The organism is Streptococcus mitis, assembly GCF_946188375.1.
In the GTDB taxonomy this organism is placed as follows: domain Bacteria; phylum Bacillota; class Bacilli; order Lactobacillales; family Streptococcaceae; genus Streptococcus; species Streptococcus mitis_CX.
The window spans coordinates 22,749-37,499 of record NZ_CAMHUS010000014.1; the positions used below are offsets into that span (position 1 = coordinate 22,749).

The following is a 14,751-nucleotide window of genomic DNA, read 5'->3' on the forward strand; positions in this document are numbered from 1 at the left end:
AATCCCGTCTCATGACAGGATTTCTCTATTCTTTTTTGGTTTCCTGGTGGAAGATATTTTGCCAAGTTTCGTGGCGACGCCAGATACTGGTATGGACAATTCCGTCCAATTCATAGCTGATGAGTTTTGTTTTCTGACTGATGGAAGTGATCTGGATGTCCTTGATAGCTGAATTCAAGTCTTTTTCGGCTTTATAGGCCTCTTTATCCATCTGCTCTCCATCTTGGCGAATATAGACAAAATCGTCAGCCAAGAGTTCTTCCAGTTGATTTCCCTGATCAATCAATTGTTCGCGCATAAGCAATTTTTTATAGACATTGTCTAAAATTTCATCTTCAGGGATAGGTGCTGGCTCGATATGGACATCGGTATCAAAGACTCCAAAACGTTCCTCCAGCATAGACTCGACCTGATCCGCAATTTCATGACTCTCAAAAACAGACAAGTCAGGATTCATTTCTAGCGTAATATCAAGGTAAATGTTGCTACCGTAGGTACGCCCTCTTTGAGACTTAACCTTGCTGATTTTTGGAATTTCCATGATGGCCTTTTGATAGTCCTCAAGCAGACGGTCGTCAAAACCATCTGAAAGACTAAAGGAAGACTCGATAAAGATATCATAGGCAGTTTTCAAGATAAAGAAAGTGATGATAATGGCAACCAGTTTATCCACAATGGGATAATTGAAACTGCTAGCTAGGATGGCAATGGTAGTACCAAGTGAGGTAACAGCATCAGAAAGATTGTCCTTAGCAGCTGCCTTCAGCGCCTTGGAGTTAGATTTCTTACTGAGGCGAGTATTGTAGAGATAGACCAGAAACATTATCGATGCAGAAATGATTCCTAGGGTTGCACCAAGAGGATCGATGACCGTTTCTTCATGACTGAGAATTTTTTGAATGGTATCCCTCAGCACATCAAAGCCAACATAGAACATGATGATAGAAGTGACCAAGCTAGCCAAATCCTCAATCTTCCAGTGACCAAAACGGTGGTCTCGGTCAGCAGGCTGGCGTGCCATTCGAATCCCAATCAAGAGGGCCACATTTCCAATGATATCCGATACGTTGTTAAAACCATCGGCTACCAAACTGGATGAATGAAGAAGATGACCAGTTGCTAATTTGGCTGCAGACAAGATCAAATAGGTTGAAATACTGATAATGGCCCCACGCTCAGCTAACTTGAGATTTGAAATAGATTGCTTCATTCAACTTCCTTTCTAGTCACATAGCATTCTACCATTATACTGGTTTTCAAGGGAAAATTCAAATAAGGCATTTTTTACTCTTTGAAAATTTTTCAAAATTTGGTATAATAGTACTACTCAAGGGAGTAGCTGGCAGAAACCTGTGATAGTGTCGTCATTCCGAATTTTATACTGAAAAGTATGTTTTCCGGCCCTATCTTAAACAGCGAGACTTGTTATGATTAACAGGTCTCTTTTTGTTTGTCGTGAAAAGATACGATGAGGAAAAGAGAGTCTGTTTAGCACACAATGTCAAGGAGGAGACACATGTCAAAAGAACAAAAACGCCAAGCGTTTTACACTCAAAGTCCTGAAGAGGTCTTGAAGGCTGTGGATGCGACCGAGCAAGGTTTGTCATCAAGCGAGGCAGAAAAACGCCTTGCCGAATTTGGCCACAATGAACTCGAAGAGGGTGAGAAACGATCAATCCTGGTCAAATTCATCGAACAGTTTAAGGATTTGATGATTATCATCCTAGTTGCGGCAGCTATCTTGTCAGTCGTGACTTCTGGTGGAGAAGATATTGCAGATGCCATCATTATCCTAGCCGTGGTTATCATCAATGCTGCCTTCGGTGTTTATCAAGAAGGAAAAGCAGAAGAAGCTATCGAAGCCCTCAAATCCATGTCAAGTCCAGCTGCACGTGTCCTTCGTGATGGGCATATGGCGGAGATTGACTCTAAAGAATTGGTCCCTGGAGATATCGTTTCTCTTGAAGCAGGTGACGTGGTGCCAGCAGACCTACGTTTGCTAGAAGCCAATTCTCTTAAAATCGAAGAAGCTGCCTTGACAGGCGAGTCTGTGCCAGTCGAAAAAGACTTGACAGTCGAGCTTGCTGCAGATGCTGGTATTGGTGACCGTGTCAATATGGCCTTCCAAAACTCAAACGTGACCTATGGTCGTGGAATGGGTGTTGTTGTTAATACAGGTATGTACACAGAAGTCGGTCATATCGCAGGCATGCTTCAAGACGCTGATGAGACGGATACACCCCTCAAACAAAACTTGAACAATCTTTCTAAGGTCTTGACCTATGCTATCTTGGTTATTGCTCTTGTTACTTTTGTAGTGGGTGTCTTCATTCAAGGGAAAAATCCACTTGGTGAGTTGATGACCTCTGTTGCGCTTGCTGTTGCAGCCATCCCAGAAGGACTTCCTGCTATCGTGACCATCGTTCTTGCCCTTGGTACGCAAGTTTTAGCCAAACGAAACTCTATTGTTCGTAAGTTGCCAGCAGTAGAAACCCTTGGTTCAACTGAAATCATCGCTTCTGATAAGACTGGTACGCTGACCATGAACAAGATGACCGTCGAAAAAGTCTTCTACGATGCAATCCTACATGACTCAGCTGATGATATTGAACTAGGGCTTGAAATGCCCCTTCTTCGTTCAGTTGTCTTGGCCAATGATACTAAAATAGATGTGGAAGGCAACCTGATTGGTGATCCAACCGAAACAGCCTTTATCCAGTATGCCTTGGATAAGGGTTACGATGTCAAAGGATTTTTAGACAAATATCCTCGTGTAGCTGAATTGCCATTTGACTCTGACCGTAAGCTCATGTCAACGGTTCACCCATTGCCAGATGGTAAATTCCTTGTAGCAGTCAAGGGTGCGCCAGACCAACTCTTAAAACGTTGTGTTCTTCGTGATAAGGCTGGGGATATTGCTCCGATTGATGAGAAAGTTACAAACCTCATTCATACAAACAATTCTGAAATGGCTCACCAAGCCTTGCGTGTCCTTGCTGGTGCTTATAAGATTATTGACAGCATTCCAGAAAACCTCACTTCTGAAGAGCTTGAAAATGATTTAATCTTTACTGGTTTGATTGGGATGATTGACCCTGAACGTCCTGAGGCAGCTGAGGCTGTTCGTGTGGCTAAGGAAGCGGGAATTCGTCCAATCATGATTACGGGTGATCACCAAGACACTGCAGAAGCTATTGCCAAACGTTTGGGAATCATTGATGCAAACGATACAGAAGGTCACGTTTTAACTGGTGCTGAGCTCAACGAACTGTCAGATGAAGACTTTGAAAAAGTAGTTGGTCAATACTCTGTTTATGCCCGTGTGTCTCCAGAACACAAGGTTCGTATCGTCAAGGCTTGGCAAAAACAAGGTAAAGTCGTTGCTATGACAGGTGATGGTGTCAATGATGCGCCAGCTTTGAAAACAGCAGACATCGGTATCGGTATGGGAATCACTGGTACAGAGGTTTCTAAGGGGGCATCTGACATGATTCTTGCAGATGATAACTTTGCGACCATCATCGTCGCAGTTGAAGAAGGACGTAAGGTCTTCTCAAACATTCAAAAGACTATTCAGTATTTGCTTTCTGCTAATACTGCTGAAGTATTGACCATCTTCCTATCAACCTTGTTTGGTTGGGACGTCTTGCAGCCAGTTCATCTCTTGTGGATTAACTTGGTAACAGATACCTTCCCAGCTATCGCTCTTGGTGTTGAACCTGCCGAGCCTGGTGTCATGAACCATAAACCACGTGGACGCAAGGCAAGCTTCTTCTCAGGTGGTGTTTTGAGTTCTATTATCTATCAAGGTGTACTCCAAGCAGCTATTGTTATGAGTGTTTATGGTCTTGCGATTGCTTACCCAGTACATGTGGGTGATAATCATGCCATTCATGCGGATGCCCTTACTATGGCTTTTGCAACCCTTGGTTTGATTCAGCTCTTCCATGCCTACAATGTCAAGTCTGTTTACCAATCTATCTTGACAGTTGGCCCATTCAAGTCTAAGACCTTCAACTGGTCCATCTTGGTATCCTTCATCCTTCTCATGGCAACAATCGTCGTAGAACCGCTTGAAGGTATCTTCCACGTAACCAAACTAGACTTGTCACAATGGGGAATCGTTATAGGCGGAAGCTTCTCAATGATTATCATCGTCGAAATCGTTAAATTTATCCAACGTAAACTCGGCTTTGACAAGAATGCGATATAACAAAAGTCATCTTCGGATGGCTTTTTATAATACCTTTAAAAAGAACAGAAAAAACTTAAAAAAAGAGATGTTAAAAGTAATGCCGCTTACTAAAATATTAGGTATAAGAATAGTAAATAATAACTTAGGGGGAAATCATGGGAAATAAAAAATGTATTTACTCTATCCGTAAATTGAGTTTTGGTGTTGCTTCAGTTGTTGTTGCTTGTGGTTTAGGGTTTTTAATTGGCTCTGTTGGAAGTGTATCTGCAGATGAAACGCTCGCAGTTAGTCATATCTTAGAAACAGACAAACCTTCTAGCGAAAACATAGACAAGGATAAGTCTGTCGGGGGTTCAGAAAAAGAAGCTACTGTTTCAGAAGAGCAATATTTTGAAGAAAAACATTTAGATACTCCTAAAGTGACTGAAAAGGAATCTCGTGTTGAATTTAATTATATTGATGAATCAACAGGGAAAAAACTTTTTTCAGATGAGCGTACTGGTAAGGTGGGAGAGGATCTTCACTACGATACGAGAAAGAAAATTAGTGAGTTCAAAAGGAATGGCTATGTATTGGTTGAAGATGGCTATTTGAAAACGGATGAATCGAAGAAGCTGTTTCAAGATGATAAGACTCCGCAAACGTATACTATTAAATTAACTCCAAAACATGAAGTGATTAGCTTACAAAACCAGACTAATCCTAAGTCAAATGAAGAGGTGGAAGCTGGTGTTGTCGATAGTCCTAAGTGGCCTGCAGATGCTGAAAAGATCAGAACCAATCAAGAACGGCCTTTAGAGAGAACGATTCAAAGAATCATTAAATATAAATATAAGAATAATGGTAAAGAAGCTTTTGTTGAGAAAAAACAAAGAATTTCCTTTGAACGCTATGCGACTGTTAATCTTGTTACTAAGGAAATTTCCTATTCTAACTGGAAAATAAAACAGGAGCATATTAAAAATCAAACGGCCAAGATTAGCTATGTGGATATCAGTGAAAACAAGCTACTGAAGGAAGATACAGTTACTGGGGAATCTGGTTATCCTATTGAATACAGTACACTAAAAACGATTAGTGACTACAAGCGACAAGGATACGATCTTGTATCAAGTGATTATGATCGAGGTTTACAATATTTTGACCAAGATAGTAAGACTGATCAAATATTTAAGGTTGCTTTAACCCCTCGCCTAGAATTTATTTATCCTGAAGATAGAATTCCAACTGCTCATAAAAAAGTTGATGAGGATGTTCAAGATTCACCTTTATGGCCTGCCAGTGTTTCTAAAATCGTCAATAAAAAATCTATTGATCGTAACATTTCCTATCTAGATTTTGTGACACATGATAAGGTTGTTGCAGATCGAAATGATCAAGTTGATTTCAAACGCGTTGCCAAGGTTGATTTTGTAAGAGGAGACCTTTATTATCGTGATTGGACGAGTGATCAACCAAATCTATCTAAAGTAGCGACACCACTGCTAAAAGGCTTGGTGGCAGATAAAGAAGCAGTTGCAGAGAAAACAGTGGCAGTAACAGATCCTGTAATTAGGGAAACTGTTTACTACAAACAATTAGGAAAATGGATAGCCATTTCTCCAACTGCAAATGAGAATCTGGCTTTGATTCAATATCCCAATGACCAAGATGGTAATCCTGCTAAAGCAGGTCTTGCTAGCAATCCAGGTTTAGGAACAATCCCTTATCTTAAAGGTTATAAGGCTGTGACATCAGCTACTGATTTGGTGTTGAAGGATTCTTCGCATCCAGAATTGGGTTACTTATTACCTGAAGTACCAGAAGATTTTACAAAAGACACAATAATCAATTATCTACCTGTGAAAGCTACTGAGCCAGAACCACCAAGAGGTGATCAACCCAAGACGCCAGAAGCTCCAACCCCTGAGGAGCCAAAGCACCCAGAAGTACCGACGGTAGATCAACCTAAGAATCCTGAAAAACCAACACCTGAGGACCCTAAACAGCCGGGAGTGCCGACTGTTGAGCAACCAAAAACTCCAGCAAGTCCAGTACCTGCGGAGCCAAAGCGCCCCGAAGTTCCAGCTGTTGCTCAACCTAAGGTTCCCGAAAAACCATCCCCTAAGGAACCCAAGCAACCTGAAGTTCCGACTGCTGAGCAACCAAAGACTCCAGCAAGTCCAGCGCCTGAGGAGCCAAAGCACCCAGAAACTCCAATAATAAGGGAAACAAAGGAAGCTGGTAAACTACCAGAGACAGCTAGTCATGATTCTATTTTGCTAGTAGTCGGATTCTTATCAGCCCTATCTGGCGTCCTATTGTTTAAAGTTAAAAAAGATTAAGAATTTACAAATAGAAAAAAAGTCATCTTCGGATGGCTTTTTGCTACAGTTTAGGGAAAGGGCTTGCAGTTATCGGCTTTTGTGCTATAATTGCTATAATATAGTAAAAAGTAAGTGGAGTGTGAGGAAGTGGAGAAGAAAATTGTAAAGGATATTTTGTTTTTATCTCAGGTGTCTCAGCCGGCAAGTCAGGAAGACCTTTATCTTGCTAGAGATTTGCAGGATACGCTTTTAGCAAATCGTGAGACTTGTGTCGGTCTGGCTGCCAATATGATTGGGGTGCAGAAGCGCGTGATTATCTTTAATCTTGGCTTGGTTCCTGTGGTCATGTTTAACCCAGTGCTCCTGTCCTCTGAAGGAGTTTATGAGACAGAGGAAGGTTGTTTGTCCTTGACAGGTGTGAGACCTACTAAGCGTTATGAAATCATAAGGGTTGCCTATTGTGACAGCAAGTGGCAGGAACAGACCATTACTTTGACAGGCTTCCCGGCTCAGATTTGCCAGCATGAACTGGATCACTTGGAAGGACGAATCATTTAGGAGGAAAGCAAATGAAACGAATAGTCTTTGAACTTATTTTTATCGCAACGACCTGGTATATCTTTTTACCGCCTCTTAACCTGACCAGCTGGGAATTTCTCTTTTTCCTCTGTGGGCATTTGCTGCTTGTAGCAGTCTTATTTGGCTTTGGCAGGGGAATCAATCTGGTCAAAACAGTCCATGTGCGTCATGGCAAAGCGGAAGCTGCCTTAAATCTAGAGGATGTCAAAATCAATCGGTTAGGGAAAATCCTTTTAGCTTCTATTGGAGGAATTCTTCTCTTAGCAGCCTTGGTTTCCTTGGTGACTTCCAGCATTTTTCAGGCTAAAAATTATGCCAATGTAGTCACGGTTACGGAAAAAGACTTCACAGAATTTCCCAAGACTGATACCAGTAAGGTTCCTATTTTAGATAGAAGTACTGCTGAAAAAATTGGTGACCGCTACTTGGGTTCCCTAACGGATAAGGTGTCGCAATACGTGGCGGCAGACACCTATACTCAACTAACGATTGATGGGAAGCCCTATCGGGTGACACCGCTAGAATACGCAGACCCTATCAAATGGTTTAATAATCAGGCCAAGGGAATCGGCGAGTATATCAAGGTGGACATGGTAACTGGAAATGCCAACTTGGTGGACTTGAAGACACCCATCAAGTATTCGGATTCGGAATATTTTAACCGAGATGTTAAACGTCACCTGCGCTTGAAGTACCCAACCAAAATTTTCAAAACTCCATCTTTCGAGGTGGACGATGAGGGCAATCCTTTCTATGTGGCTACAGTTTACCAAAAGCAGTTTGGGCTTGCAGTTCCTCGTCCTGTTTCAGTCATTATCTTGGATGCTACAAATGGAGAAACCAAGGAATACAGCTTAGCAGATGTTCCAGAATGGGTGGACAGGGTTTATCCAGCTGAGGAAACCATCGAGCAAATCAACTATAACGGCAAGTACAAGGACGGTTTCTGGAATGCCATGATTTCCAAGAAAAATGTGACCCAGACTACCAAGGGATATAATTACTTGTCTATCGGCAATGACATTTATCTCTACACAGGTGTGACGTCGGCCAATGCGGATGAAAGTAATCTTGGTTTCATCCTTGAAAACATGCGAACAGGAGAAATCACCAAGTACAGCTTGGCTTCTGCGACCGAAGAATCAGCTCGTGAATCGGCAGAAGGTGCTGTTCAGGAGAAATCCTACAAGGCAACCTTCCCAATCCTCATCAACCTCAATGATAAACCTCTGTATATTATGGGATTGAAGGATAATGCTGGATTGGTCAAAGAGTATGCTCTGGTAGATGCAGTCGAGTACCAAAATGTTATCGTAGCCACGACAGTAGAAGAGCTGCTCAGCAAATATGCCAATAAAAATGACCTTGAAATTGACAATGCAACAACAGAAAGCATCAAGGGTGTGGTAGCAGACCTCAAATCAGCTGTTATCAAGGGCGACACTGTCTACTTCTTTAAAGTTGATGGCAAGATATACAAGGTCAAGGCCTCTGTATCTGATGACCTTCCTTACCTAGAAAATGGGAAAGCCTTCGAAGGTCAAGTAGGAAAAGACAACTATCTCAAGACCTTTAAAGTACAGTAATACTCTTCGAAAATCTCTTCAAACCACGTCAACGTCGCCTTGCCGTACTCAAGTACAGCCTGCGGCTAGTTTCCTAGTTTGCTCTTTGATTTTCATTGAGTATAAAAAAGCTTTATTTAAGAAGTATATGTTATAATAAGGTAAATTAAGCCTAATAGAGGACAAAGAAATGGGTTTTTATGTGATGCTTGCTTCAATGCTACTCGGACTGCTCGCTTTGAAGATAGGTTTTTCTCAGTTCAAGGAGAAAAAAGATAAATTCTTATCTATCTTAACAAGTTTAGCTGGCATAGCCCTTGTTCTCGTGGCTGTCTGGTTAGGATGGCCAAAATAACCAGAGAAACCTCGGTCAAACCGAGGTTTTTTAGATGAATTTCTTGGTAGTGGCTAAAAAATATGCTACACTATTAATATGAAAATTTTAATCCCAACAGCAAAAGAAATGAACACAGACTTGCCGAGTATCGAGGCAAATACTTTAAGACCAGAAAGTCAAGCTGTGCTGGATGCCTTGGCTTTCTATTCTGCTAGTCAATTGGAGAGTTTTTACAAAGTTTCAGCCGAGAAAGCTGCGACAGAATTTCAAAATATCCAAACTTTAAAAAAACAAACTGCTCAACACTATCCAGCCTTGAAACTTTTTGATGGGCTTATGTACCGTCATATCAAGCGAGACAAACTGGACGAGGCAGAACAAGCCTATCTTGAAAATCATGTCTTCATTACCTCGGCCTTGTACGGTGTTGTTCCAGCCTTGTCACCTATGGCCCCTCACCGTTTGGACTTTTTGATGAAGTTAAAAGTCGCTGGTAAGACTTTGAAGAGCCATTGGAAGGCAGCCTATGATGAAGCTGTGAAGCAGGAAGAAATGATTTTTTCTCTCTTGTCGTCCGAGTTTGAGACTGTGTTTTCTAAGGAAATCAGAGAAAAAATGGTGACCTTCAAATTCATGGAGGATAGAGGTGGTCAGCTGAAGATTCACTCAACCATTTCCAAGAAAGCGCGTGGTGCCTTCCTAACATCTCTAATAGAAAATCAAGTACAAACTGTGGAGGAGGCTCGTCGCTTAAGCTTTGCAGGATTTGAGTACCGAGAAGACTTGTCACAGCAGCAGGAATTGGTTTTTGTTAAGGAAGTATAGAAATCAGATAAAAGAAAAAGTCAGCAAAACCATGCTGACTTTTTTGATAGATTATAAAGTATTGGACAGATGAATCTCATTTGATAGAGTATTAAGATGATTAACCAAATCCATGATTGACAGATGGTTTCGACAAATAAACTTCTTGGTGATGCCTGGAATATAGAAATTAGACACGATGATGTCGCAATCTGTCTGATTTAAAATCTCAGGACTTGTTTGCAATTCATCCCAAATATCGAAGGTAAAGCGATTATTACAGTAATAGGAAAGCATATCAACAAAGGTAAGGGATATGGCATGGTCAAAGTTACTGATAATCAAAACCTTGATAGGTGGTCGATTTTCTAACAACTGAGTAGAGAGGTTTTCAGCATGGGTTAAGATGGTGTACATCAAATGTTCCAACTGTTCAGGATGGTCATGCTGTCCAATTGCCTGACGATATTGAGCCAGTTCTTGACGCGTACTTCCCATAAAGTCTGGGAAGTAAACTTCGAATTTTTTAATCGTCAATGCTTTTTGTTCAAATAAGATTGGGGTAGAAAAGATTTCCTGCCTTTCAAAGAAAGCCGTGTTGTGTAGATGCCAAATAAGCTCATCGCGGTTGGTAAAAGTAATCTTATATTGTTTTGCAAGACGTTCTAATATTTGACTAAGTAATTGGTAAGAGTATCTTGCTTCACTGTTTTCTTCTAAAGAGTTGAAGAATTCTTGAGGATCTAGGAAAAGATTGTTTTGAATAAAGGAAATAAAAATTTGGGCAATGATATCTGGAGTGATTTCCAGTCCTAATTTTTCAGAGAAATGGATAAGTATCTCCTCAAAATTTGGAATATTCATCAAAAGAGGATAGTATTCTTCGTTAAAATGATTGGGTAAGTCGATGAAATGACCATTTTTTATGCGGTAAATACTGATAGCTATCATCAATTTATACATTCTATAAATTGAAAAGTGCATTGGATAATTGGTGATTTTATAGAAGAAATCAGCAAATTCTGTTAAGTCCTCTTCAGGAAGGTCGGGAAAAGGCCAGTCTAGGAAATAATAGCGCTCAGAAAAATATTGAGCATAAAAATAGCGAATATCAGTTTCATTCCCATGTATCTCAGTTGGAGTAAAAGATAATTCAATTTGGAATTGAGATGATAGATTTTTTGTAATATTTCGACCTAATCGATAGAGATTAGCACTACTTGAGTGAAGATTTTCTATCGTTCGATAAATAGGCAGGCCCTCATTGAAAAACATATATTCTAGTAATTGAAAAGATTGGGAATGAGCTAGAAAATATTGATAAACGTCTTCCACACTAGTGTTAACATCTAAATCAATCATAATTCCGTTAACGGAGGATTGGATGTCAATATTTGGGAAAGCTGTTCGTAATTCATTTAAATCATTTTTTAGGATTCGTTCTGTACATCCTAATTTTTCGGCAAGTGCATGTAATCTTATCCAATTACGATTCTGAATTAAGATTTCCATTAAGCGTAATTGTCTTTGATCTTTTGTGGATAAAAGGTTTCGCATGTAGGTAATTTCCTCCTAAATTATATTGTATCATAATTATGATTCTGTTGTACAAAAAAACAAGAATTAAAAATATGTACATTAAATTCAAAAAAAAAAAAAAAAATATGGCTCCATGGTACAAAAATCAGATATATTAATTTCATAGATAATATTGATTAATGCCTCAAATAGTTGTAAATTGTAAACTATAAAATACTATCTAGGAGTTTAAAATGAAACATACACATAAGAAATCATTTGACTGGTATAGCATGCAACAACGATACTCTATTCGTAAGTATCACTTTGGTGCGGCTAGTGTCTTGCTCGGGACAGCCTTAGTCTTGGGAACTGCTGCCAATGCGCAATCAGTACAAGCAGAGGAACAACATCCTGAGGCAACTAATAGTGTCTCTGTTGATAAGGTAGATGAAGCTACTAAACCAGCAGAAGTTTCTACACCTAAAAAAGAAACAACTTATGCAGCTCCAACTGTTGCTAACCCAGTAGAAACGACTCCAGCTAAAACTGAAGAAGCTACTAGACCAGCAGAAAAAGTTGAAGAAGCAAAAGACAAAAAAGAAGCAAGTCATCAAGATGCTGTTGACAAGTCGAAATTGTTAACAGCTCTTTCGCGTGCTAAAAAATTAGAAAGCAAGTTATATACAGAAGCAAGTGCTGCTAACTTGCAAGCAAGTATCCAAGCTGGTCAAAGCTTGCTTGGGAAAGCAGATGCGACTGAATCTGAAGTATCAGCAGCAGAGTCATCTATCCAATCAGCTATTATTGGGCTAGAACTTCGTTCTAACTCTGATAAAGGAACAGTATCAGAAACTCCAGTAGTGAAGAAAGCAGATGCAGTTGAATCAAAAGAAGAGGCTAAGCCAGCTGCAACAACTGATCGTTCAGCTGTTGATAGCGCTGTTTTGCCAACTAGCACACCTGCTAAAGTAGAAACAACTGCAGCTCCAGAATCTACTAATGAAATCTTGAAACCAGGTTTGAGTCTTGCTGATGCTCGTCAAAATCCAGCTATCCGTAAGGAAGACTTGGATAAAGGGCATAGTGGTTTTAGAGCGGCTAGCAATCCAGCTAACCCAATTGTCTCAGGTTCTGGAAATACAGTTGCATTTGCAGATATTAGTAGAGGGTCTCATACTTTCCGTGGTAATGGAAATTCACGTGGTGGAAACCCAATTCATTATGATGTAACAACGACAAGAGTTGGAAATAAAATTGATTTTTCAATTTTTTATTCAGGCCCAGGTGAGTTTGTTAATAACAACTTTATCTTAGACAAAGGAAACGGATTCGGAGAACCTTCTCGTGCAACTGTTTCAACGAACAGATTAAGAGATCAAACTAAAGATATAAGAAAGGGTGCAAACTTTGTATCTCATTCAGGCTATAATTTAACATCTGCAGTTGAAACAAATACTAATCAAACTATTAAATTTAGTTTACCTATAGCTAATCCTAATGGTGACTTGTCTGTTCGTTTAAGACCAGTTACATTTAACGTTGGTCAAGGCGAGTCAGGTTCTGCAACTAGCAATGACCCATACAGCAACTCTAACTATTACTTTAGAGAAAAACCGCTCCTCTTAGATGCAAATCCAAATGGTGGTACTAATAATAAGACTGTTACAGAAGACATTGACTTCCAAACTGTCTATCTTCCAACTAGTAAGTTACCAGAAGGTCAAACTAGATTAGTTCGAGAAGGTGAAAAAGGAAAACGTCAAATCACCTATAAAGTTCATCAATTGGGTAACGAAACAATCCTAGGATTGCCAATTAGTAATTCAGTTATTAAAGAAGCTAAGCCACGTATTATGCAAATTGGTGTGGCTAAAGAGCTAATCGATACAGTAAAACCACGTGTAGATCAAAATAAAGTCGGTGATACAAATAACCTCACTTTCTATCTTGATAACGATGGCAACGGTGTTTATACTGAAGGTGTAGACGAACTTGTTCAAAAAATTTCTATTAAAGATGGAGCGCAAGGTGCCAAAGGTGAAAAAGGGGACCGAGGCGAACGCGGTCTGACTGGAGCCCAAGGTGCTAAAGGTGAAAAAGGGGACCAAGGTGAACGCGGTCTGACTGGAGCTCAAGGAGCCAAAGGTGAAAAAGGAGACCGAGGCGAACGCGGTCTGACTGGAGCTCAAGGTGCCAAAGGTGAAAAAGGAGACCGTGGTGAACGCGGTTTAACTGGAGCTCAAGGTGCGCAAGGTGAAAAAGGAGACCGAGGCGAACGTGGTCTGACTGGAGCCCAAGGTGCTAAAGGTGAAAAAGGAGACCGAGGTGAACGCGGTCTGACTGGAGCCCAAGGTGCTAAAGGTGAAAAAGGAGACCGAGGCGAACGCGGTCTAACCGGAGCGCAAGGTGCTAAAGGTGAAAAAGGTGACCAAGGCGAACGCGGTCTGACTGGAGCCCAAGGTCAGGCAGGTCGTGACGGTGTAACTCCAACCGTAACCGTTAGAGATAATAAAGATGACGGTACTCACACTATCACGATTAACGACGGTAGAGGTAATGTTACAAGTACTGTTGTAAGAGATGGTTTCGATGGCGCAAGTCCATTAGTTGCGACTCAACGAAATGAAGCAGATAAAACAACAACTGTTATCTTCTATTACGATAAAAATGGAAACAACGAATTAGATGCTTCTGATAAGAAATTAAAAGAAGTTGTAATTGCAGATGGTGCTAAAGGTGAAAAAGGTGACAAGGGAGCAACTCCTAAAGTTACAACTGCTCGTGGAGCAGATGGCCGTAGTACTGACATTACATTTACAGTTCCAGGAGAAGAGCCTGTAACCGTTAATGTAAAAGACGGAAAAGATGGACGTACACCAAATATTGATTTAAATGCTTTAGCAGAGGCAGCAGTAAGACTGAATAATCAAAGAAGCGGAAGAGTAAGAAGAGCATTACCAGATACCCCAGCTCCAACTGAAAAACCAAAAGTAATTGGAACTCGTATTACAGCTTACTTCGATAACAATGGAAATGGTAAATATGATCCAGGAGTTGACGAGCCAATTAGTTCAGCTGATATTTTAAATGGTACAGACGGTGCCAATGGTGCAGCAGGTGCAGCCGGAGCAGATGGACGTAATGGTGCTGAATTATTAAGTGGACCTAAAGCACCAACAGCAGATGATGGTAAAGATGGCGACACTTATATCGATGCAACTACAGGTGATGTTTATAAGAAAGAAAACGGAACTTGGGATAAGATTGGTAACATTCGTGGACCTCAAGGTCTAAAAGGTGAAGCCGGAGTTGCAGGACCACAAGGCCCTAAAGGGGACAAAGGTGCTCAAGGTCTTCAAGGTGAACGTGGTCAAGACGGAGCACAAGGTTTACCAGGACGTGATGGCGCAGCAGGTCGTGACGGACGAGATGGACGCGACGGTA

General features: G+C 40.7%; 9 protein-coding genes. 7 read left to right on the plus strand and 2 right to left on the minus strand.

The features are described from left to right. Nucleotides 1–25: 25 nt before the first annotated feature. Nucleotides 26–1,210, minus strand: a complete 1,185-nt coding sequence (gene mntE, locus N8M16_RS09760) for a CDF family manganese efflux transporter MntE (protein WP_261070117.1) — start codon at nucleotides 1,208–1,210, stop codon at nucleotides 26–28. A gap of 306 nt (nucleotides 1,211–1,516) precedes the next feature. On the opposite strand from mntE, the gene N8M16_RS09765 reads away from it, so the two are divergent. The 6 genes from N8M16_RS09765 (at nucleotide 1,517) to yaaA (ending at nucleotide 9,807) form a co-directional block, all read left to right on the plus strand. Beyond that, on the plus strand, nucleotides 1,517–4,213 hold the full coding sequence (locus N8M16_RS09765; protein WP_261070118.1) for a cation-translocating P-type ATPase: 2,697 nt from the start codon (nucleotides 1,517–1,519) through the stop codon (nucleotides 4,211–4,213). Between the two features lie 137 nt (nucleotides 4,214–4,350). Continuing rightward, a complete protein-coding gene (locus N8M16_RS09770; RefSeq protein WP_261070119.1) occupies nucleotides 4,351–6,519 on the plus strand; it encodes a mucin-binding protein in 2,169 nt (722 codons plus the stop codon). A 129-nt stretch (nucleotides 6,520–6,648) separates the two neighbouring features. After that, a complete protein-coding gene (locus N8M16_RS09775; RefSeq protein WP_000412230.1) occupies nucleotides 6,649–7,059 on the plus strand; it encodes a peptide deformylase in 411 nt (136 codons plus the stop codon). 11 nt (nucleotides 7,060–7,070) lie between these two features. Next, nucleotides 7,071–8,666, plus strand: coding sequence for a hypothetical protein (locus N8M16_RS09780; RefSeq protein WP_261070120.1), 1,596 nt, complete (start codon nucleotides 7,071–7,073; stop codon nucleotides 8,664–8,666). A gap of 169 nt (nucleotides 8,667–8,835) precedes the next feature. Then, nucleotides 8,836–9,000 (plus strand): YczI family protein, encoded by a 165-nt coding sequence (locus N8M16_RS09785; protein WP_031227831.1) that lies wholly within the window; start codon nucleotides 8,836–8,838, stop codon nucleotides 8,998–9,000. A 78-nt stretch (nucleotides 9,001–9,078) separates the two neighbouring features. Continuing rightward, nucleotides 9,079–9,807, plus strand: a complete 729-nt coding sequence (yaaA, locus tag N8M16_RS09790) for a peroxide stress protein YaaA (RefSeq protein ID WP_261070121.1) — start codon at nucleotides 9,079–9,081, stop codon at nucleotides 9,805–9,807. Nucleotides 9,808–9,858: 51 nt separating this feature from the next. On the opposite strand, the gene pclR is transcribed toward yaaA, so the two are convergent. Beyond that, the gene (pclR, locus tag N8M16_RS09795) at nucleotides 9,859–11,343 is read right to left on the minus strand and encodes a virulence transcriptional activator PclR (RefSeq protein ID WP_261070122.1); all 1,485 of its coding nucleotides are present in this window, start codon (nucleotides 11,341–11,343) and stop codon (nucleotides 9,859–9,861) included. Nucleotides 11,344–11,558: 215 nt separating this feature from the next. Between pclR and pclA the strand changes: the two genes are divergently transcribed. Next, a partial coding sequence (gene pclA, locus N8M16_RS09800) for a pneumococcal collagen-like adhesin PclA (protein ID WP_261070123.1) occupies nucleotides 11,559–14,751 on the plus strand: 3,193 nt, incomplete at its 3' end.